Consider the following 20065-nt stretch of genomic DNA (forward strand, 5'->3'; position numbering starts at 1 on the left):
GGCAGTCTCGCACGGGCCGGGTCGGACAGGGGAGAATCGGCGCATGGACGCTTCCACGCCGCAGGGCGAGCAGGGCCAGGAGCAGGGACTGACCGTCGAGGTGCTGATGGGCCGACTGCGGGCCTTCGCCGCGGCGCGGAACTGGCAGCCGTACCACACGCCCAAGAACCTCGCGGCGGCGCTGAGCGTGGAGGCGGCCGAACTGCTGGAGATCTTCCAGTGGCTGACGCCGGAGCAGGCGGCCGAGGTGATGAGCCACCCCAAGCGCGCGCACCGGGTCGAGGACGAGGTCGCGGACGTGCTCGCCTATCTGCTCCAGTTCTGCGGCGCCCTCGGCGTCGATCCGCTGGCCGCGCTGGCGGCGAAGATCGAGCGCAACGAGCTGCGCTTCCCGGCGGCGGAGCCGCAGCCGCTGGACTGATCCCGTCACACCTGCGGGTGGCCAGGTTTTCCACACCCCCGGCGTTGTCCACAGATCACGGGCGGTTCGGAGCGGGCGTCGTTGGTCGGGCGGAGTCTGGGCGCAGACGGAGATTCCGTCGCCTCGACTCCGAGGGGTGGGTGGCGTCATGGACGCGCTGCGACTGATCAGGACGACCCGGCACGCACTGGCGGAGGCGCGCTCGGCGGCGGACGTGACGGCGGAGGCCTGGCAGGCCTGCCGGGTCACCGAGGCCGTCGCGCTGACGGCGGCGCTGGCGCTCACCGAGCGGGCGCTGGAGGGCGGCACCGGCTGCGGGCCGGTGGAGGTCGCCCGCGCGTTGGCCGAGGCCGCCGCCCACGCGGCCGAGTGCGTCGGCCGCCCACCGGACGAGCCGGTGACGGGCGACCGGGCCGCCAGGCTCAGTGCGCTGGCGGATCCGGTGGCGACGGTGCGGGAGCTGCGGGTGCTGCTGCGGGAGGCCTGCCAGTCGCTGCTGGTCGTCGCCCTGGGGGCGGACGAGCAGAGCCTCTACTGGTGCTGTGTCGACGGCGTCGACGCGGCGTTCGAGGCTCGGGAGCTGGCCACCGAGCTGATGCGGGCGCTGGGCGCGGAGCCTGCGCAGCTCGCGGGATCCGAGGAGCCGCGCGATCTGCGGGAGCCGCCGCAGGTGCCCGAGGGGGTGGAGCCGGCCCGGGTTCGGGTGGGGATCAGGGTCGAGCCGCCTCCGGGTTGAAGGCCCCGTCCTCCCTCTGCTCCTCGGGGCGGGGCGCCGCGGGCTGGAGCTCGGCGTCGAGCTGGACCAGGTCGGCGTTGAGGGCGGCCAGCATCCGCTCCATCTGCGCCAGCAGGTTCTGCGGGCTCTCGGGTGCGACCGGTGCGTCGGACATGGCTGGGCTGAACCTCCTGGGAGCGGGAACGGACCCGGCAGACGGCCGGTCCCGTGCGGCCAACGAGCCAAAACGCCGCGCGGTCACTCCCTGTCACTCCCAGGTGGGACCCCAGGGGCGCGAGGCTCTGCGCGAGCAACCAACCTGTGCGGATGGCCCTGCTCGTGCGGCGACTCACCACACAGGGTGGCCTGTCGCGCAGCTCCTCGCGCCCCTGGACAGTGCAACTTCCCGGAGCTGGAAGGCTCAGTTGTGGGCGTGCAGCTCCGCGTTCAGGCCGCCCCAGCTGCCGCTGCGGGCGATGACCTCGACCGCGCCGGACTGCGAGTTGCGGCGGAACAGCAGGTTCGACTGGCCCGACAGATCGACGGCCTTGGCGATCGCGCCGTCCGGGGTGGTGACGCGGGTGCCCGCGGTCACGTAGAGGCCGGCCTCGACGACGCAGTCGTCGCCGAGCGAGATGCCGATGCCCGCGTTCGCCCCGAGCAGGCAGCGCTGACCCACCGACACGACCTGCTTGCCGCCACCGGAGAGGGTGCCCATGATGGACGCGCCGCCGCCGATGTCGCTGTGGTCGCCGACGACGACGCCCGCGGAGATGCGGCCCTCGACCATCGAGGTCCCCAGCGTGCCGGCGTTGAAGTTGACGAAGCCCTCGTGCATGACCGTGGTGCCCTCGGCCAGGTGTGCGCCGAGGCGGACGCGGTCGGCGTGGGCGATACGGACGCCGGCCGGGGCGACGTAGTCGGTCATGCGCGGGAACTTGTCGATCCCGTAGACGGCCAGCTGGCCGCCCTCCGCGCGTACCGCGAGCCGCGCGGACTCGACCTGGGCGACGGGGGTGGGGCCGATGCTGGTCCAGGCCACGTTGGCCAGCAGGCCGAAGATCCCGTCCAGGTTCTGGCCGTGGGGCTGGACCAGGCGGGCGCTCAGCAGGTGGAGGCGCAGGTACACGTCGTGGGTGTCCAGCGGCTTGTCGTCGAGCGAGCCGATCACCGTGCGGACCGCGATCACCTCGACGCCGCGGCGCGGGTCCACCCGCAGCGCGGCGGCCGCGCCGGCGCCCAGCTCGGCCTCGGCCTGCTCGGCGGTCAGTCGGACGGTCCCGGCCGGGCCGGACTCCTCCGAGCCCGCCGCGACCAGCTTCGGCGCGGGGAACCAGGTGTCGAGGACGGTGCCGTCGGTGGCGACGGTGGCCAGGCCGACGCCGACGGCGCCGCCCTTCGGAGCGGTGAGGGTCTCAGTAGTCACGCCTGCACGCTAACCAATCGGGTGGGCGGATGCCGAACCCGTCCCGCTGGACGGACTGCGTGTCCAACCTGCGGAGCCCTGGTCGTCGACCGGGCCGTTCGGTGACCGGATCGTTCCGGGCCTCGACCCGATGAGGCCTTATCCGAGGGGATACCGCCAGGCCAGACTGGATGTCATGAGTCGCGCACTGATCGTCATCGATGTCCAGGAGTCCTTCCGCGCCCGGGCCGAGGGGCCCGAGGGGTGGGCCGGGATCGACAACCCCAAGATCGCCGAGCCGGTCAACCGCCTGGTCCGGTTCGCCCGCGAGCAGGGCGACACCGTGGTCTGGGTCCTCCACTCGGAGCCCGGGACCGACACCGAGTTCGACCCCGCCAACGGGCACGTCCGTCTGCTGGAGGAGCTGGAGCAGCCCCTCCCCGGCGAGGTCACCGTCCACAAGACCAGTCACAACGCGTTCACCACCACCAACCTGCAGCAGCAGCTGACCGAGCGGGGGGTGACCGAGCTGGTCCTCTGCGGCATCCGCACCGAGCAGTGCGTGGAGACCACCACCCGGGTGGGCAGCGACCTCGGCTACCGCTGCACCTTCGTCACGGACGCGACCACCACCAACCCGATCGGCTCGCTGAGCGTCGCCGCGATCATCGAGCGCACGGAGGCGGTGCTGCGGGACCGCTTCGCCGAGATCACCACCGTCGACGAGCTCGTCGGCCCGGCTGCGCGATGATGCGGGGGTGACGCGCCGCATCGCCTTCCTCCTGGTGCCAGGGGTCCATCTGCTGGACCTGGCCGGCCCCGCCCAGGTCTTCGGGACGGCCGGGGCCTTCGGGTACCCCTACGAGCTGCACTACGTGGCCGAGCGGGAGCTGGTGCCGAGTGCCCAGGGGCTCCCGCTCCAGGCCGGCACGGTCTGGCCGGAGCTCGGGCCGGACGATCTGCTGATCGTGCCGGGCTGGCTCGTCCCGGACCCGCCGGCCGTCACCCCGCTCCCGCTGTTCGACCCCGCCTCGCTGGACGCGCTGCGGGCCCACCACGCTGCGGGCGGCACCGTCGCCAGCGTCTGCGCCGGCGCCGAGGCCCTGGCCGCGGCGGGCCTGCTCGACGGGCGGCGCTGCACCACCCACCACGACCTGCAGGACGACCTGGCCCACCGGTACCCGCGGGCGCAGGTGGTGCGGGACGTGCTGTTCACCACCGACGACCGGGTGGTGACCTCGGCGGGGATCGCCTCGGGGATCGATCTCGCGCTGCACCTGGTGGCGGGCCACCACGGACCGGCCGCGGCGGCCCAGGTGGCGCGGGACATGGTCGTCTACGCCCGACGCAACGGCCACGAGCCGCAGTCGAGCGCGATGCTGCGCCACCGCTCGCACCTGGACGACACGGTCCACCGGGTGCAGGACCTCATCGACGCCCGGTTCGCCGAGCCGCTGCCGCTCTCCGTCCTGGCGGCCGCGGGTGGGGTCAGCGAGCGCACGCTGACCCGCGCCTTCGCCCGGGCTACCACGGGCCTGACGCCGCTGCGCTACCAGCAGACGTTGCGGGTCGAGCGGGCGGAGCTGCTGATCGGCCATGGCGCCACGATCGAGGCGGCCGCTCGCGAGGTCGGCTTCGACGACGCCCGGATGCTGCGTCGGCTGCGCTCTCGCACGACGTCTGACGGCTGATCAACTCCCAGGTAGGGCACAGGTAATTCACAGCTCTCTCTCAGTCCTTACTCTCTTGCCCCTTGTTGTCACCCCGAATCGGGGTGTGTGATGTGGACTCGTCAGAACTCCACTCCCTTCCCCACAACGGAGGCATGAGGATGTTCAGGATCCGACGCGGCACGACCGCGTCCATCGCAGTGGCGAGCGGCTTAGCCTTAGCGGCGCTCTTCGCCGGGGCACCCTCGGGTGTCGCCGCCGCGCACCCCACCCCGCGGCCCGCCGCCCCCCAGGCGGGCGCCGTCCACTACGTCCGTTCCCACGGGCACGTCTACCGGGTGGAGACCCACGGCCGTCACGGCGTGATCCCGATGCGCGGCGCGCGCGGCGACGCCGTGCGCCGGCAGGTCGGCCGCGCACCCGCCGACAGCACGCTGGTCTACAACGGTGGGCCCGTCCAGCACCAGGTCAGCGTCTACCTGGTGTTCTGGGGCAATCAGTGGGACAGCGACAGCAACGGCGTGGAGCAGTACCAGACCGACCTCTTCAACGGTCTCGGCACCTCGTCGGACAGCTGGTCCACCGTCACCTCGCAGTACACCGACAGCAGTGGCCAGGGCCCGTCCTTCGGCGGATCGGTCCTCGGCGGCACCTGGGTGGACGACTCCGCTCCCGCCCCGGCCAACGCCCAGCAGTCCGACATCGCCGCCGAGGCCGACGCCGCCGCGTCCCACTTCGGCGTCGGCGGCCCGGACGTGCAGATCGTCGTGATGAGCCCGAGCGGCACCTCGCCCGACGGCTTCCCCAACAGCGGCTTCTGCGCCTGGCACGACTACGACGGCAACGTCTCCTACACGAACATGCCCTACGTCCTCGACGCCGGCTCGGGCTGCGGTGCCGGCTCGGTGGCGAACCAGCTGGACGGGTTCAGCATCGTCGGCGGCCACGAGTACGCCGAGTCGCTCACCGACCCGCAGCCCTCCAGCGGCTGGGTCGCCTCCGACGGCGAGGAGGACGGCGACCTCTGCGCCTGGCAGAACCTGGGCACGATCTCCCTGCCCACCGGCGACTTCGCGATGCAGCCGACCTGGAGCAACGCGGCCGGCGGCTGCGCGATGTCGGGCTGATCCACTCCCGACGGCTGCACCAGCAGGTGGCGGGCCGGGCACGGTCAAAAGTCCGTGGGCGAAAGTCGAACGCTTGGTCATACTCGACTCTGTGTTCCTGACGATCAGCACCATCGGCACCGACCAGCGGCCCGCCACCGACCTGGGCTTCCTGCTGCACAAGCACCCGGACAAGTCCCAGTCCTTCACGACCGCGCACGGCCTCGCGCACGTCTTCTACCCGGAGGCGAGCGCCGAGCGCTGCACGGCCGCGCTCCTGTTGGAAGTGGATCCGATCTCCCTGGTCCGCCGGGGCCGCGGGGCGAAGGGACGCGGCTCCGGCTCCCCTGACTTCGCGCTCTCCCAGTACGTGAACGACCGCCCCTACGCGGCGTCCTCGCTGCTCGCGGTGGCCCTGAGCGCCGTCTTCAAGAGCGCCATGAAGGGCGACTGCAAGACCCGCCCGGAGCTCGCCGCCGAGCCGCAGCCGCTGGTGATCGAGCTGCCCGCCGTCCCGGCCAAGGGCGGCGCCGAGCTGGTCCGCGGTCTGTTCGAGCCGCTCGGCTGGCAGGTCGAGGCCGAGCCGCTGCCGCTGGACGTGAGCTTCCCGGAGTGGGGCGACTCCCGCTACGTCGGGCTGCGGCTGACCGGCGCGCTGCGCCTCGCCGAGGCGCTCAGCCAGCTCTACGTGCTGCTGCCGGTGCTCGACGACGCCAAGCACTACTGGGTCTCCCCGGACGAGGTCGACAAGCTGCTCGCCCGCGGTGAGGGCTGGCTGGCCGAGCATCCCGAGCGACAGCTGATCGTCCGGCGCTACTTCTCCCGGCGCTGGTCCCTGGCCCGTGCCGCGAACGACCGGTTGGAGCTGGCACGTCTGGCCGAGGCCGACGACCGCGAGCCCGAGGAGCTGGACAACGCCGTCCCGGAGGAGACCGCGACCGCCGAGGGCGAGCCGGAGGAGCCCAGGCCGGCGCCGCTGGCGGTGCGCCGCCGTGCCGCGATCGTCGAGCGGCTGCGCGAGGCGAACGCCAAGCGTGTCCTCGACCTCGGCTGCGGAGAGGCGGCGCTGGTCGCCGAGCTGCTCAAGGACCGCAGCTTCACCGAGATCGTCGGTGTCGAGGTCTCCGCCCGCGCGCTCGCGATCGCCGCGCGGCGGCTGCGCCTGGAGCGGATGAACGAGCGGCAGGCCGCCCGCGTCAAGCTGATGCAGGGTGCGCTGACCTACACCGACGCCCGCCTCACCGGCTACGACGCCGCCGTCCTCTCCGAGGTGATCGAGCACCTCGACGAGGAACGGCTGCCCGCGCTGGAGTACGCGGTGTTCGGTGCGGCCCGCCCCGGCACCGTCGTGGTGACCACGCCGAACGTCGAGTACAACGTCCGCTGGGAGACGCTCCCGGCCGGTCAGGTCCGGCACGCCGACCACCGCTTCGAGTGGGACCGGGCGCAGTTCCGTGCGTGGGCGGAGCGGACCGCCGGGACGTACGGCTACACCGTGGCCCTCGGACCCGTCGGCGACGAGGACCCGGAGGTCGGCCCGCCGACCCAGCTCGCCGCCTTCACCCGCATCGACGACACCACCGCGACCACCACCCCGAAGGGAGAGTCCCGATGACCGACACCGAGGCGCGCTCGCCGCGCACCCTCTCCGTTCCCGACCTCTCCCTGGTCGTGCTCGTCGGCACCACCGGCTCCGGCAAGTCCAGCTTCGCCGCCAAGCACTTCCTGCCCACCCAGGTCGTCTCCTCCGACGCCTGCCGCGGCCTGGTCTCCGACGACCCCAACGACCAGACCGCCACCGGCGACGCCTTCGACGTGCTGCACTACATCGCGGGCAAGCGCCTCGCCGCCGGCCGGGTCACCGTCGTCGACGCCACCAACGTGCAGCCGGAGTCGCGCCGTCAGCTGATCCAGCTGGCCAGGGAGCACGATGTGCTGCCCGTCGCCATCGTGCTGGACCTGCCGCCGCAGCTCTGCGCCGAGCGCAACTCCCGCAAGCCGGACCGGGCGCACTTCCCGCCACGGGTGCTGCAGCGCCAGCAGGGCGAGCTGCGCCGCTCGCTGCGCCACCTGGAGCGCGAGGGCTTCCGCAAGGTGCACGTGCTGCGCACCGAGGAGGAGGTCGACGCGGCCCAGGTCGTCTACGAGAAGCGGTTCAACGACCTCAGGCACCTGACCGGCCCGTTCGACGTGATCGGCGACATCCACGGCTGCCGCTCCGAGCTGGTCACCTTGCTCGGCCGGCTCGGCTACGCCGTCACCCGGGACGCCGAGGGTCGCGCGGTCGACGCCGCGCACCCGGACGGCCGCACCGCCGTCTTCGTCGGCGACCTGGTCGACCGCGGTCCCGACACGCCGGGCGTGCTGCGCCTGGTGATGGGCATGGTCGCGGCGGGCCACGCGCTGTGCGTGCCCGGCAACCACGAGAACAAGCTCGGCCGCGCCCTGGCGGGCCGCAAGGTGACCGTCAGCCACGGCCTGCAGGAGTCGCTGGACCAGCTGGCCGCCGAGCCGCCGGAGTTCGTCGCCGAGGTGCGGGAGTTCATCAAGGGACTGGTCAGCCACTACCTCCTCGACGGCGGCCGGCTGGTGGTCTGCCACGCCGGTCTGCCGGAGAAGTACCACGGCCGCACCAGCGGCCGGGTGCGCTCGCACGCCCTCTACGGCGACACCACCGGCGAGACCGACGAGTACGGGCTGCCGATGCGCTACCCGTGGGCGGAGGAGTACCGGGGCCAGGCGCTGGTCGTCTACGGCCACACCCCCACCCCGACCGCGAACTTCCTGAACAACACCATCTGCCTGGACACCGGCTGCGTCTTCGGCGGCAAGATGACCGCTCTGCGCTACCCGGAGCGGGAGCTCGTCGAGGTCGAGGCCGAGCAGGTCTGGTACGAGCCGGTCCGGCCGCTGATCAGCGACGCTCCCGGAGCCCGCGAGGGCCGTCCGCTCGCGCTGGGCGACGTGGCCGGCAAGCGCATCGTGGAGACCACCCACCACGGCCGGGTGGCCGTGCGCGAGGAGAACGCCGCCGCCGCGCTGGAGGTGATGAGCCGGTTCGCGATCGACCCGCGCCTGCTCGCCTACCTCCCGCCGACCATGGCGCCGGTCGCCACCTCCCAGCGCGAGGGCTACCTCGAGCACCCGGACGAGGCGTTCGCCGCCTACCGGGCCGACGGCGTGCGCCAGGTGGTGTGCGAGGAGAAGCACATGGGCTCGCGCGCGGTCGTCCTGGTCTGCCGGGACGCGGAGGGGACGGCGGCGGAGAAGCGCTTCGGCACGGCGACCGGCGGCCAGATCTGGACCCGTACCGGACGTGCCTTCCTCGACGACCTCACCGTGCCGGGTCTCCCGGCCGAGCACGGCGCCCTGACCCGCGCCGTCCTCGCCCGGCTGCGCGCGGCGGCGGAGGACGCGGGCCTCTTCGACGAGCTCGACAGCGACTGGCTGCTGCTCGACGCCGAGTTGCTGCCCTGGTCGCTGAAGGCCGAGGGCCTGCTGCGCCGTCAGTACGCCGCGGTCGGCGCGGCGTCGGGCGCAGCGCTGCGAGCGGCGCGGACCGCGCTCGCGACGACGGCCGGGCGCGGGGTCGAGGGCCTGGACGTGGCCGACCTGGCTGAGCGCCAGGACCACCGTGCGCAGGACGCGGAGGCGTTCACCGAGGCCTACCGGCGCTACTGCTGGACCGTCGAGGGCCTGGACTCGGTGCGCCTCGCACCGTTCCAGCTGCTCGCCGCCGAGGGTGCGAACCTCGCCGTGCGCCCGCACGACCAGCACCTCGCCTGGATCGACCGCCTGGTCGACGCGGACACCTCGCCGCTGCTGCGTCCGACGCGTCGGCTCGTCGTCGACACCGAGGACGCGGAGTCCTGCGCCGCCGGCGCCGCGTGGTGGGAGGAGCTGACCGCGCGCGGCAGCGAGGGCATGGTCGTCAAGCCGATGGCCGCCCTGGTGCGGACGGAGGGCAGCCGCCTGGTCCAGCCGGGCGTCAAGGTCCGTGGCCGCGAGTACCTGCGGATCATCTACGGCCCCGACTACACCCGTCCCGCGCACCTCTCCCGCCTGCGCTCGCGCTCGCTCGGGCACAAGCGCTCGCTCGCGCTGCGCGAGTACGCCCTGGGCATCGAGGCGCTGGACCGCCTGGCGGCCGGGGAGCCGCTGTGGCGGGTGCACGAGACGGTGTTCGCGGTGCTCGCCCTGGAGTCGGAACCGGTCGACCCCAGGCTGTAGTTGCACAACCGGGGGCGCTGCGCGCGCCCCCGGTCCGACCGCACGGAACAACCGGACAACGGAACGACAGAACAGCCGGCAAGGGCAAGGAACAGCACATGACCTACCGCATCCACCGCGTCCAGCCCGAGGACTGGGAGCGCGTTCGCGACATCCGCCTGCGGATGACCAAGGACACGCCCCTGGCGTACCTGGAGTCCCACGAGGACGCCCTCGCCCACGGCGAGGACGAGTGGCGGTTCCGCGCGGCACGCAACACCCAACCCGGCAACACCGGGTACGCCGCCGTGGTGGTGGAGACCGGTGAGTGGGTCGGCTGCATGAACTCCTACGTCCCGGCCCCCGATCCCGGCGAGGCGCCGGACCGGGCCTGGCTGGTCGGGGTCTGGGTGGACCCGGCGCACCGCGGCCGTGCGCACGGTCTGACCGACGTGCTGCTGGACGCCTGCCTCGCCTGGGCCCGCGAGGAGGCGGGCGTGCCCGAGCTGTACCTGGAGGTCCACGAGAGGAACGAGCGCGCCCGCGCCTTCTACGAGCGCCGCGGCTTCGTGGGGACCGGCCACACCCAGCCGTACGACCTCGATCCGACGACGCTGGAGCTGGAGATGAAGCTCACCCTCCGGGATGCATAACCATTCATTAGGGCGTACGTATATGCTGGTCCGGCAGTGACCCCTTCCCGCCCGCTCACGTCCGCCAGGAGACCGGCATGGCCTTCAATCTGCGCAACCGGCACTTCCTCAAGGAGCTGGACTTCACCGCCCAGGAGTTCGGCTTCCTGATCGATCTGTCGGCCCAGCTCAAGGCGGCCAAGTACGCGGGGACGGAGCAGCCGAGGCTGCGCGGCAAGAACATCGCCCTGGTCTTCGAGAAGGGCTCGACCCGCACCCGCTGCGCGTTCGAGATCGCCGCGGCGGACCAGGGCGCGCACACCGTCTACCTCGACCCCTCGGGCTCCCACCTGGGGAGCAAGGAGTCCGTCAAGGACAGCGCGCGGGTGCTGGGTCGGATGTTCGACGGCATCGAGTACCGCGGTCACGGCCAGGAGATCGTCGAGGAGCTCGCCGCGTACGCCGGCGTTCCGGTCTGGAACGGTCTCACCGACGAGTGGCACCCCACCCAGATGCTCGCCGACATCCTGACCGTCCGCGAGCACAGCACCAAGCCGCTGCGCGAGGTGGCCCTCGCCTACCTCGGCGACGCCCGCAACAACATGGGTAACTCCCTGCTGATCACCGGCGCCCTCCTCGGCATGGACCTGCGCATCGTCGCGCCCAAGGCGCTCTGGCCCACCGACGAGGTCCAGGCCGAGGCCCGCCGCCTCGCGGCCGGGAGCGGTGCCCGTCTCACCCTCACCGACGACGTCGCCGTCGGCGTCGCCGGCGCGGACTTCCTCTACACCGACGTCTGGGTCTCCATGGGCGAGCCCAAGGAGGTCTGGGCCGAGCGCATCGAGCAGCTCACGCCCTACCAGGTCTCCATGGACACCGTCCGCGCCACCGGCAACCCGGACGTCAAGTTCCTGCACTGCCTCCCGGCCTTCCACGACCTCGGCACCGAGGTCGGCCGCCAGATGCACGCCGCCACCGGCATGTCCGAGCTGGAGTGCACCGACGAGCTCTTCGAGTCCGAGCACTCCGTCGTCTTCGACCAGGCGGAGAACCGACTCCACACGATCAAGGCGATCATGGTCGCCACCCTCGGCGGCTGACCTGCCCGGTTCGGTCGGTCACCCGGAAGAGGGCGGGCGCTACGCCGTAGCCGCGCGCGCCCGTTCGCCGAAGGTGCGCAGCCGCTCCACCAGGGCCGGGGGCGACTGAACCGTGAACGGCAGGTCCAGCATCAGCAGGCGGACCGCCATCCAGTCGAGGCGGTCGGCGTCGACGGACCAGCGGGAGCCGCCGTTCGGCAGAGGTTCGAGCTCGCCGGTGGTCGCCTGCCCGAGGTGGGCGCGGACGGTCTCCGGCTCCGCGGCGAAGTCGACCACGACCGGGGCGGACGGCCACATGCCGCGCAGCTTGTCCTGCACGAAGGCGGCCGCGTCCGCCGCCGGCAGTTCGCGGGCGGTGGCCCGCGCGCCCGTCGCCGTCGGGTCGGCCAGGCGGTCGACGCGGAACAGGCGCCAGTCGTCCCGGTCGAGGTCCCAGGCGACGAGGTACCAGCGGCGGCCGTTGGCCACCAGGCGCTGCGGCTCGATGTGCCGGCGCGTCTCCGTACCGGCGGCCGCGCGGTAGGAGAAGCGGACGCGTTCGTGGTTGGTGATCGCGCCGGCGAGAACCGTCAGGACCGCCGGTTCGACGCGTGGACCGCCGCCGGTCATGGCGACCACCGCGGTGCCGAGCGCGCCCACCCGGTAGCGCAGCCGGGAGGGCAGCACCTGCTCGAGCTTGGTCAGTGCGCGCAGCGAGGCGTCCTCGATGCCGTCGACCGCGCTGCCCGCGGCCGCGCGCAGACCGACCGCGATGGCGACGGCCTCCTCGTCGTCCAACAGCAGCGGTGGCAGCGCGCGGCCGGCGATCAGGCGGTAGCCCCCGATCGTGCCCATCGTCGCCTCGACGGGGTAGCCGAGCTCGCGCAGGCGGTCGATGTAGCGCCGGATCGTGCGGGTGCTGACGTCCAGCCGGTCGGCGAGCTCGGTGCCCGACCACTCCCGCGGGGTCTGCAGCAGCGAGAGCAGGTTCAACAGGCGCGCCGAGGTGTCCATCATGCCGTCCAGGGTTCCAGACGGCGCGGACAGTCGGCCTCCCGGCGGGCGCTCCCAGGCGCACGCGCTCGGACGGACGCGCTCGGACGCACGCATTCGGACGGACGGGTTCAGGCGGACGGGTTCAGGTAGACGCGGGGGATGCGGGCACCGATGCGCGTGACGATCTCGTAGGGGATCGTGGCGCAGGCCGCCGCCCAGTCCGCAGCGGTCGACTCCCCGTGGTCGCCGGGGCCGAACAGCACCACCTCGCTGCCCACCGGGGGAGTGTCGCCGCCCAGGTCCACCACGCACATGTCCATGGCCACCCGGCCGGCGATCGTGCACCGCTTGCCGTCGACGAGCACCAGCTCGCTGCCCGACGCCGCCCGGGGGACGCCGTCCGCGTAGCCGACGGGCAGCAGGCCGAGGGTGGTCTCGCCGGCGGTGACGTAGTAGTGGCCGTAGCTCACGCCCTGGCCCTCGGGAACCTGGTTGACCAGGGCCAGCGAGGCGCGGAACGACATCACCGGGCGCAGCCCGTACTCCTCCGGGGCGCCGAGACCGGGGCCCGCGGAGACGCCGAACATGGCGATGCCGATCCGCACCATGTCGAGGTGGGTCTCGGGCAGTGTGAGGGCGGCCGCCGAGTTGGCGAGGTGGCGCACCTCGGGGCGGACGCCCTGCTCCTCCGCGTACGCCGTCATCTCCCGGAACAGGGTGAGTTGCGCCGCGATGGAGGGGTGTCCGGGCACGTCGGCGCAGGCGAAGTGGGAGTACAGCCCGACGATCCGGACCAGTCCCTCGGCCTGCGCGCGCAGGGCCGCCGCCACGAACTCGGCCCAGGCCTCACCCGGCCGGACACCGTTGCGGCTGAGTCCGGTCTCGGCCTTGAGGTGCACGCGCGCGGGGCGCCCCGCTGCCCGGGCGGCCTCGGTGACCTCCTGCAGGGCCCACATGCCGCCCAGGGAGACGTCGATGTCGGCCTCGATCGCCTCCCGCCACGGCCCGCCGGGCACCCAGAGCCAGCACAGGATCCTCGCGGTGAGCCCTGCCGCGCGCAGTTCCAGGGCCTCCTCGGCCGTGGTGGTGCCCAGCCAGCTCGCCCCCGCGGCCAGTGCCTCACGGGCGCAGGTCACCGCGCCGTGGCCGTACCCGTCGGACTTGACGACGGCCATCACGGCGGCGTCCCCGACCCGGGCGCACAGCGTCTCCATATTCGCGCGCAAGGCGCCCAGATCGACTTCTACCCGTGCCCGCACCGCCGCGGTGTCAAACATTCTTTCCCCACGTTCTCGGAGACCGATCGAGGCGGCCCCGACTGTTTGCCTGACATTTCATCGGTACACGCTCCGCAGCTTCTGTGTGTTGGCGACTTCGGGTGCCGACCAAAGGGCGCCGGGTATCGCCGTGTCAAGATCGCGGAGTCGGCCGCAGTGTAGACGGCTGTTCCTGTCGGCGTGAAGAGCCGCTTCCTGTACGCAAGTTGGACGACCGTTCAAGTCACATGCCTTCAACTGCGTTCTGTGTCTCGGATGTTAAGACTCCGAAACGGATGAAGAACCTCCGTTGCGTCTTGTCATGTGAGAAACAGGCCCTTGGCGGTGGGTGTTCTGATACCAAATGGCCCTTTTAGAAACCGAACAAACAAGGCATATCACTCGAATGGGATGCACCCTGAGTAGTCGTGCCGGATCGGGGCGCGCGGATCCGGCCGGCTCGGTTTCCTCTTGATGTCCCCCCGGTGGGCATGCCAAGATCCGAGGACCGCCGCCGAGCTGACCGACCATAGGGCAGTCGCCGGCGACGTGCAGGCGATTCGCTCCACGCAACATCCATTCGGGTGCAATCAAGGGGACCGCACTGAACAGCGCTCGAGTTGTGAACCACGTGCAGGACAGCAATGGCAAGCAGAGGCAATTCGACGACGAACGACTGCCCGTCACGTTTGGGCGGTACGCGCCGCGCCTGGTCGAGGCCCTTCCTCCGGTCGACGTCGAAGGTCGGATCCTGAAGGCCTATGCGATGTTCGCGAATCCGGACGGCTCGCAGCTCCGACCGGAGCCGGAGTGGCTGCGACAGCAGGCCGCCTCGGTGCTGGTCGACCCCCTGCAGGAGGGGGACCATCCGGCCGGTTTTCTGATTCTCCATCACGGTGCCGACGGCACCTACCTGTTGGTGAGCCAGTGGTTCGGCGGCGACATGCTCAAGCACTGGGTGCGCGGCTCCGTCGTCGACGCCGAAGGGAACACGACGTTCGCCCCCCTGGACCAACGCGACCTCGTCGCCTGCGTCTGGGAGCTGGAGGTTGTCAGGTTCGAGCGCGACGCCTGGGTGAACACCGTGCTGGTGCCCGGTCGCCTGGACGGGGACACCCTCGACGCCTATCTCGCCACGACCTTCTCAGGATGGGTATGAACCGCGACATACGCGTGCAGCCGATCGAGCCGCACCACCTGGACGCGCTGCTGGAGCTGTGCCGCGAGCACGCCGCCTACGAGCAGTCGGACTTCCGGGAGAACGGCCAGGTGGAGCGCTGGAAGACGGCGTTCTTCGCGGAGCGACCGGCCCTGTACGGCTGGGTCGCGACCGACGCCGGGACACCCTGCGGCTTCATGACCGTCACCGTCGACTTCGCCACCTGGGGTGCCGAGCCCTTCGCCTACATGGACTGCCTCTATCTCCAGGAGTCGTACCGCGGGCTGGGGATCGGCCGGGTGTTCTTCGAGCGACTGCGGGAGTTCGCCGCCGCCAAGGGCTGCGGCCGGGTCGAGTGGCAGACCCCTCCCCACAACGAGCTCGGCATCGGCTTCTACCGCCGCATGGGTGCCGGCAGCAAGACCAAGGTTCGCTTCCACTTCTACGTCGATGGGCAGGGCGTCTCGTGACGCAGAGTGTTGGCGCGGCGCCGGCCGCGATGCCGCCGTGGTCCGTCGACCCGGCCGACCAGGCGAACCCCGCGCCGGCGCTGGGCGACCTGGTCCTGGCCGCAGCGACCAACTGGCCTGACCGGCCGGCTCTCCATGACGGACAACTCGGCTTGAATTTCGCTGAGTTGGAGCAGCAGGCACGGGCCTGCGCCGCCTGGCTGCGCGAGCAGGGGGTCGTCGCCGGGGACCGGGTCGCCGTCCTGGCGGAGAAGTCCGCGATCGTGCCGGTGCTGGCCATCGGGATCTGGAAGTGCGGCGCCGTCTACGTCCCGCTGGACGCGACGCAGCCCCTGCCGCGGCTGCGCGGCCTGCTCGGCCGGCTGCAGCCGCGCGCCGTGCTCGCGCTGGACGACCGGGAGCCCGCCGTCGAGGACGTCCGCTGGACCGGCCGCACCGAACTGGACGCGGCCCTGTCGCGCCCCGTCGGCGAGGTTCCGTCGGTGCCGCACGGTCCCGAGGACCCGGCCTACATCATCTTCACGTCGGGGTCGACCGGGACTCCCAAGGGTGTCGAGATCAGCGCGGGCAGCCTGGTCGCGTACTTCGGCAACCACAACCAGGTGCTCCGGTTCGTGCCCGGGTCACGCGTCTTCAGCCTGTCCCCGTTCCACTTCGACGTGTCGATCGAGGACACGCTGCTGCCGCTGTCCCTGGGGGCGTTCGTCCACCAGTTCCGCGGCATGCACGCCGGTGCCATCATGCGCGCGATCATCAAGCGCGAGCGGATCACCCACCTCATCGCCGTCTCCACGCTGCTCACCATGATCACCGAGGGTGGGCGACAGGTCAGCAGGGAGAACTTCCCCTTCCTGGAGATGGTGATGACGGGTGCGGAGGTGTGCGACCCGGGCGTGATCAACGTCTGGAAGGACGCCCTGCCCGAGGTCCGCGTCATCAACGTCTACGGCCCGACCGAGGCGACGATCGTCTGCGTCGCGCACGAGATCGTGACCGCGGATCCGGAGCGGCGCAGCTCGTACCCGATCGGCCGACCGCTCCGCGGGGTGGTCGCGCGCTTGGTGGACGACGAGGTCGAGGTCCACGAGCCGGGCCGGATAGGCGAGTTGTGGATCGGCGGCGAGCAGGTGATGCTCGGGTACTTCGGCCAGCCGGAGGAGACCGCGCGGCGCGTCGTCGAGGTCGACGGCGTCCGCTACTACCGCACGGGTGACCTGTGCAGCTACGACGAGAACGGCGACCTCGTGTTCTGCGGCCGGAACGACGACGAGGTGAAACTGGCCGGGCGCCGGATCCACCTGGGCGAGATCCGGCAGACGGTGCTGAGCTGCCCGGGTGTCGAGCGGGCGGCCGTGGCACTGGTCCCGCGCAACGGTCACGACGTGATCGCGCTCGTGGTGCTGGCGCCGGAGCAGGCCGTGGTGGCGCAGGTGGAGCAGCTTCTCGCCGACCTGATGCCGGAGTACATGCGCCCGACGGTGGTGGCCTGGTCGCCCGAGCTGGCGGTCTCCTCGACCGGCAAGACGGACGAGGGCCGGCTGATGCGCGCGCTCGCCGAGGTCACCCGGGAGTCGAACGCCACCCACTTCGTGCTCTCGGCCGAGGGGGAGTTCGCGGCCGTCGACGGGGGCGTCCGTGTCTGATCCGGCACAGCCGCCGCTGAACGCCGAGTTCCGCCGCCTTGCCGCCGCCAGGAAGATCATGGCGGGTCCGTCGACGACGGGCTCGCCGACGGTGGACCGGGCCAACGCCGAGCGCTGGATCGCCCGCTTCGGGGGTGTGGTCCAGCCGGACGACGGCGCGTCGGTCGAGGCCGGCGCGCACTCGGTGACCGTCCGGCCGGCGCAGGAGGACCCGGACAGCCCATGGGTCCTGTACATCCACGGCGGCGGGTTGGTCTACTACTCGACGGCCGTCTTCCAGCCCTTCCTGCGCACCCTCGCGAACGACCTGCGCGCCCCGGTCGAGGCGTTCGACTACCTGAAGGCGCCGGAGCACACCGCCGAGGAGTCGGTCGAGCAGCTGCAGCGCCACATCGCCGAACGCTGCCGCGCCCTGGCGGGCCGGCCGCTCGTCCTGGCCGGGGACAGCGTCGGCGGGCTGCTCACCCTCTACCTCGGTCTGCGGGCGCTGCCCGACGTCTTCTCCCGGCTCGTGCTGATCTACCCGGTGCTCGACCTGAGCACCGAGCGCGAGTCCTACGAGACGTTCGGCGAGGGGTACTTCCTGGACCGGGAGCACATGCGGCGGTTCCGGTCGGTGCTGGAGCCCTTCTTCACGGCCCGCGGCTTCGACCCGTTCGCGCTGACGGACAGTGAGCTGGCCGGGCTGCCGGCGTGCTCGGTCGTGACCGCCGGCTGCGACGTCCTGCGCGACGAGGGGCTCGCCTGGGTGGAGCAGTTGGCCGACCGGTCGGCCCGGCCGCACCACCAGCACTTCCCCGACCTGCCGCACGACTTCTGCCTGTACACCGGAAAGCTCGAATCCGCCCGGGGCGCCGTGCTCCGGATCGCCGCCTCGGCCTTCTCCGCCGAGGCCTCGCACCACCGTTGATCCGCACCCTAGTCAGAGGGCAGAACCCAGATGTCAGTCACAGCCGAGGCGGCCGCACTCCCGCCGTGGTCCGTCGATCCTGCCGACGCGGGCAACCCGTCGCCCGCTCTCGGTGACCTGCTCGCGGCTCCCGCCCGCAGGTGGCCGGACCGGGACGCCGTCAACGACGGGGAGGCGAGCTACACCTTCGCCCAACTGGAGCAGGGCGCACGGACGGTGGCCGCCCGGCTGACGGAGCGGGGCGTCGCCGCGGGGGACCGCGTCGTCGTCCTGACCCAGAAGCGCGCGGTGATGCCGATCCTCGCCCTTGCGGTGTGGAAGTGCGGCGCCGTCTACGTCCCGCTCGACGCCGGCGAGCCGGCGGGCCGCCTGGAGGGACTGCTCACCCGCCTGCGGCCGACGCTGGTCGTCGCCCTCGACGACCGGGATCCGCTGGCGCCGGCCGACCGCTGGCTCGGCGGGACCGAGCTGGCCGAGGTCCTGGCCGGACCGGCGGCGACCCACACCACCGTGCCGCACCCGCCCGAGCAGGCGGCGTACATCATCTTCGCCTCCGGCCCGACCGGTGAGCCCCAGGGAGTCGAGAACAGCGCCGCCGCGCTGCTCGCCTACTTCGGGCGGCACAACCAGGTGCTGCGCTTCACCCCGGAGTCCCGGGTGCTGAGCCTGTCGCCGTTCCAGGTCGACGTCTCCTTCGAGGACACGCTGCTCCCGCTCTCGGTGGGCGCGTTCGTCTTCCAGTTCCGCAACCTGCCGGCCGGCGCCGTGGTGCGTGCGGTGCTCTCCCGGGAGCGGATCACCCACCTGATCGCGGTCTCGATGCTGCTGGCCATGATCACGGGCGACGGGCGACAGCTCACCCGGGCGAAGCTGCCCGACCTGGAGTTCGTGATGACCGGCGCCCAGGTCTGCGACCCCGAGGTGCTCGGGAGCTGGGCCCGGCAACTGCCCGACGTCCGCGTCGTCCAGGCCTTCGGACCCCCGGAGGCCACCGTGTTCGGCCTGAACCTCGAGATCGGGCCGGACCTGCCGGAGCGGGGCGACGCCGTCGGCCCGATCGGCCGGCCGTTCGACGGCCTGCGGGTGGCGCTGGTCCAGGACGGGGTGGAGATCCGGCAGCCCGGGGCCGAGGGCGAGCTGTGGGTCGGCGGCGACCAGGTCATGCTCGGCTACTTCGACCAGCCGGAGGAGACGGCCCGGGTGGTCGTCGAGCTGGACGGGACCAGGTACTTCCGCACCGGCGACATCTGCAGCCTGGACGACGCGGGCGCCCTGGTGCTGCGCCGCCACGGCGACGCGGACATCCGCTGGTTGGCCGGCCGCCGGACCCACCTGAGCGAGATCCGCCGGGCGGCCCAGAGCTTCCCCGGCGTGGCACGGACCCTGGTGGCCGAGTTCCCGCGCAACCGCCGGGACACCCTCGCGCTGGTCGTCCTCCCCGAGGAGGGGCAGGCACCGCAGGCCCCGGCCGACCTGGACGCGCACCTGCGGGGCCTGCTGCCCGACTACATGCGGCCGACCGTCCTGGCCTGGGCGCCGGCGGCCGCCGCCGCGCCGACGGTGCCGGACGGCGACGAGCGGCTGGTCGAGCAGCTCACCGCGGCGGCCCAGCAGTCGAATTCCCCCTACTTCGCAGTGTCGGCCGACGGTGCCGTCGAGACCATAGATTGAGGTGGAGAGCAATGTCTGATGCAGTGAAGGACAAGGTCGCCGAATACCTGGAGGCGGCTCTGGGCGGCCCGGTCGACCTGGCCCCCCTCCCCGACGACACGGCGCTCAGCAGCCTGGGCCTGGACTCCCTGCTCACCATCAGCGTGCTGGTCACGCTGCTCGAGGACTGCGGCGTCGACCTCGGTGAGCACGCCGACTCCCTGGTGACCCCGAGCACCCTCGAGGATCTGTACGCCATCGCCAACCGGTTCATGGCACCGGAGGAGCCCGCCGCGGAAGAGAGCGGCCTCTCCCGGGAGCAGCGCTCCCAGCTGGACTACTACCAGGAGAAGTTGGCCTACGAGATCGACTCGGCGGACCTGCAGGCGGCGCTGGACGACGGCCAGGACATCGTGGTCGTCGACGGCCGCAGCAGCGAGAACTACGCGGAGGAGCACATCCCCGGCGCGGTCAGCATTCCGCACCGGTCGATCTCCCAGGAGTCGCTGGCCGGCCTCTCCAGGACGTCGCTGTACGTGGCGTACTGCGACGGCATCGGCTGCAACGCCTCGACCAAGACGGCGATCAAGTTCGCCTCCGCCGGCTTCCGGGTCAAGGAGCTGATCGGCGGACTCGACTGGTGGAAGCGCGACGGTCACGCCACCGAGGGGGAGGCGGGCCGCCACGCCGGCCACGCCCTGGTCTCCTGCGGCTGCGCGGGCTGAGCAGAGAAGAGGGGAAGTC

General features: G+C 72.0%; 19 protein-coding genes. 15 read left to right on the forward strand and 4 right to left on the reverse strand.

The window, feature by feature from the left end; all coding sequences use genetic code 11:
- Positions 1-43 precede the first annotated feature (43 nt).
- Entirely contained in the window at positions 44-421 is a 378-nt protein-coding gene (locus tag BMY61_RS10065; RefSeq protein WP_082014640.1) for a nucleotide pyrophosphohydrolase, read from the forward strand.
- A 148-nt stretch (positions 422-569) separates the two neighbouring features.
- Positions 570-1157 (forward strand): DUF6099 family protein, encoded by a 588-nt coding sequence (locus BMY61_RS10070; RefSeq protein WP_143094256.1) that lies wholly within the window; start codon positions 570-572, stop codon positions 1155-1157.
- Here the strand turns inward: BMY61_RS10070 and BMY61_RS10075 are convergent.
- Positions 1132-1311 carry a hypothetical protein gene (locus tag BMY61_RS10075; protein ID WP_042441740.1) on the reverse strand — a complete coding sequence of 60 codons (180 nt, stop codon included), beginning with the start codon at positions 1309-1311 and terminating at the stop codon, positions 1132-1134. The genes BMY61_RS10070 and BMY61_RS10075 overlap by 26 nt on opposite strands.
- Before the next feature lie 246 nt (positions 1312-1557).
- Positions 1558-2562, reverse strand: a complete 1005-nt coding sequence (gene dapD, locus BMY61_RS10080; RefSeq protein ID WP_042441739.1) for a 2,3,4,5-tetrahydropyridine-2,6-dicarboxylate N-succinyltransferase — start codon at positions 2560-2562, stop codon at positions 1558-1560.
- Positions 2563-2737: 175 nt separating this feature from the next.
- Between dapD and BMY61_RS10085 the strand changes: the two genes are divergently transcribed.
- The 7 genes from BMY61_RS10085 to argF all read left to right on the forward strand — a co-directional run bounded on the left by BMY61_RS10085 (position 2738) and on the right by argF (position 11258).
- Positions 2738-3292, forward strand: a complete 555-nt coding sequence (locus BMY61_RS10085; protein ID WP_042441737.1) for a cysteine hydrolase family protein — start codon at positions 2738-2740, stop codon at positions 3290-3292.
- Positions 3293-3299: 7 nt separating this feature from the next.
- Positions 3300-4232, forward strand: a complete 933-nt coding sequence (locus tag BMY61_RS10090) for a GlxA family transcriptional regulator (protein ID WP_042441735.1) — start codon at positions 3300-3302, stop codon at positions 4230-4232.
- Positions 4233-4372: 140 nt separating this feature from the next.
- Positions 4373-5338 carry a hypothetical protein gene (locus tag BMY61_RS10095; RefSeq protein WP_052438230.1) on the forward strand — a complete coding sequence of 322 codons (966 nt, stop codon included), beginning with the start codon at positions 4373-4375 and terminating at the stop codon, positions 5336-5338.
- Between the two features lie 91 nt (positions 5339-5429).
- Positions 5430-6932, forward strand: a complete 1503-nt coding sequence (locus tag BMY61_RS10100; RefSeq protein ID WP_042441733.1) for a 3' terminal RNA ribose 2'-O-methyltransferase Hen1 — start codon at positions 5430-5432, stop codon at positions 6930-6932.
- Positions 6929-9547 carry a polynucleotide kinase-phosphatase gene (locus BMY61_RS10105; RefSeq protein WP_042441730.1) on the forward strand — a complete coding sequence of 873 codons (2619 nt, stop codon included), beginning with the start codon at positions 6929-6931 and terminating at the stop codon, positions 9545-9547. The genes BMY61_RS10100 and BMY61_RS10105 overlap by 4 nt, the downstream gene beginning before the upstream one ends.
- Before the next feature lie 98 nt (positions 9548-9645).
- Positions 9646-10179, forward strand: coding sequence for a GNAT family N-acetyltransferase (locus tag BMY61_RS10110; RefSeq protein ID WP_042441728.1), 534 nt, complete (start codon positions 9646-9648; stop codon positions 10177-10179).
- Between the two features lie 77 nt (positions 10180-10256).
- Positions 10257-11258: an ornithine carbamoyltransferase gene (gene argF, locus BMY61_RS10115; protein ID WP_042441726.1), complete on the forward strand. Its 1002-nt coding sequence runs from the start codon at positions 10257-10259 to the stop codon at positions 11256-11258.
- 39 nt (positions 11259-11297) lie between these two features.
- On the opposite strand, the gene BMY61_RS10120 is transcribed toward argF, so the two are convergent.
- Together BMY61_RS10120 and alr are read right to left on the reverse strand one after the other, a co-directional pair.
- On the reverse strand, positions 11298-12254 hold the full coding sequence (locus BMY61_RS10120) for a helix-turn-helix transcriptional regulator (RefSeq protein WP_042441724.1): 957 nt from the start codon (positions 12252-12254) through the stop codon (positions 11298-11300).
- A gap of 107 nt (positions 12255-12361) precedes the next feature.
- Positions 12362-13510, reverse strand: coding sequence for an alanine racemase (alr, locus tag BMY61_RS10125; RefSeq protein ID WP_042441722.1), 1149 nt, complete (start codon positions 13508-13510; stop codon positions 12362-12364).
- Positions 13511-14111: 601 nt separating this feature from the next.
- Between alr and BMY61_RS10130 the strand changes: the two genes are divergently transcribed.
- Genes BMY61_RS10130 through BMY61_RS10155 form a run of 6 tightly spaced genes read left to right on the forward strand, consistent with a single transcriptional unit; the run spans position 14112 to position 20046 of the window.
- Positions 14112-14648: a hypothetical protein gene (locus BMY61_RS10130; protein ID WP_236655801.1), complete on the forward strand. Its 537-nt coding sequence runs from the start codon at positions 14112-14114 to the stop codon at positions 14646-14648.
- A complete protein-coding gene (locus tag BMY61_RS10135; protein ID WP_042441720.1) occupies positions 14645-15118 on the forward strand; it encodes a GNAT family N-acetyltransferase in 474 nt (157 codons plus the stop codon). Before BMY61_RS10130 ends, BMY61_RS10135 begins: the two co-directional genes overlap by 4 nt.
- Positions 15119-15147: 29 nt before the next feature.
- Entirely contained in the window at positions 15148-16761 is a 1614-nt protein-coding gene (locus BMY61_RS10140; RefSeq protein WP_042441718.1) for an amino acid adenylation domain-containing protein, read from the forward strand.
- The gene (locus tag BMY61_RS10145) at positions 16754-17671 is read left to right on the forward strand and encodes an alpha/beta hydrolase fold domain-containing protein (RefSeq protein WP_236655799.1); all 918 of its coding nucleotides are present in this window, start codon (positions 16754-16756) and stop codon (positions 17669-17671) included. Before BMY61_RS10140 ends, BMY61_RS10145 begins: the two co-directional genes overlap by 8 nt.
- A 30-nt stretch (positions 17672-17701) precedes the next feature.
- Complete coding sequence (locus tag BMY61_RS10150) at positions 17702-19342, forward strand: AMP-binding protein (protein WP_042441714.1); 1641 nt, start codon at positions 17702-17704, stop codon at positions 19340-19342.
- Positions 19343-19353: 11 nt separating this feature from the next.
- Positions 19354-20046, forward strand: a complete 693-nt coding sequence (locus tag BMY61_RS10155; RefSeq protein WP_143094257.1) for a rhodanese-like domain-containing protein — start codon at positions 19354-19356, stop codon at positions 20044-20046.
- Positions 20047-20065: the final 19 nt, after the last annotated feature.

Origin of the sequence: Streptacidiphilus jiangxiensis (assembly GCF_900109465.1) — a bacterium.
Classification (GTDB): domain Bacteria; phylum Actinomycetota; class Actinomycetes; order Streptomycetales; family Streptomycetaceae; genus Streptacidiphilus; species Streptacidiphilus jiangxiensis.

Excerpts from the sequence above, each read along its gene's own strand:
- BMY61_RS10065 (WP_082014640.1), top strand. The coding sequence starts at position 44 with ATGGACGCTTCCACGCCGCAGGGCGAGCAGGGCCAGGAGCAGGGACTG.
- BMY61_RS10070 (WP_143094256.1), top strand. The coding sequence starts at position 570 with ATGGACGCGCTGCGACTGATCAGGACGACCCGGCACGCACTGGCGGAG.
- BMY61_RS10075 (WP_042441740.1), bottom strand. The coding sequence starts at position 1,311 with ATGTCCGACGCACCGGTCGCACCCGAGAGCCCGCAGAACCTGCTGGCG.
- BMY61_RS10085 (WP_042441737.1), top strand. The coding sequence starts at position 2,738 with ATGAGTCGCGCACTGATCGTCATCGATGTCCAGGAGTCCTTCCGCGCC.
- BMY61_RS10095 (WP_052438230.1), top strand. The coding sequence starts at position 4,373 with ATGTTCAGGATCCGACGCGGCACGACCGCGTCCATCGCAGTGGCGAGC.
- BMY61_RS10105 (WP_042441730.1), top strand. The coding sequence starts at position 6,929 with ATGACCGACACCGAGGCGCGCTCGCCGCGCACCCTCTCCGTTCCCGAC.
- BMY61_RS10110 (WP_042441728.1), top strand. The coding sequence starts at position 9,646 with ATGACCTACCGCATCCACCGCGTCCAGCCCGAGGACTGGGAGCGCGTT.
- argF (WP_042441726.1), top strand. The coding sequence starts at position 10,257 with ATGGCCTTCAATCTGCGCAACCGGCACTTCCTCAAGGAGCTGGACTTC.
- BMY61_RS10120 (WP_042441724.1), bottom strand. The coding sequence starts at position 12,254 with ATGATGGACACCTCGGCGCGCCTGTTGAACCTGCTCTCGCTGCTGCAG.
- alr (WP_042441722.1), bottom strand. The coding sequence starts at position 13,510 with ATGTTTGACACCGCGGCGGTGCGGGCACGGGTAGAAGTCGATCTGGGC.
- BMY61_RS10135 (WP_042441720.1), top strand. The coding sequence starts at position 14,645 with ATGAACCGCGACATACGCGTGCAGCCGATCGAGCCGCACCACCTGGAC.
- BMY61_RS10140 (WP_042441718.1), top strand. The coding sequence starts at position 15,148 with ATGCCGCCGTGGTCCGTCGACCCGGCCGACCAGGCGAACCCCGCGCCG.
- BMY61_RS10150 (WP_042441714.1), top strand. The coding sequence starts at position 17,702 with ATGTCAGTCACAGCCGAGGCGGCCGCACTCCCGCCGTGGTCCGTCGAT.
- BMY61_RS10155 (WP_143094257.1), top strand. The coding sequence starts at position 19,354 with ATGTCTGATGCAGTGAAGGACAAGGTCGCCGAATACCTGGAGGCGGCT.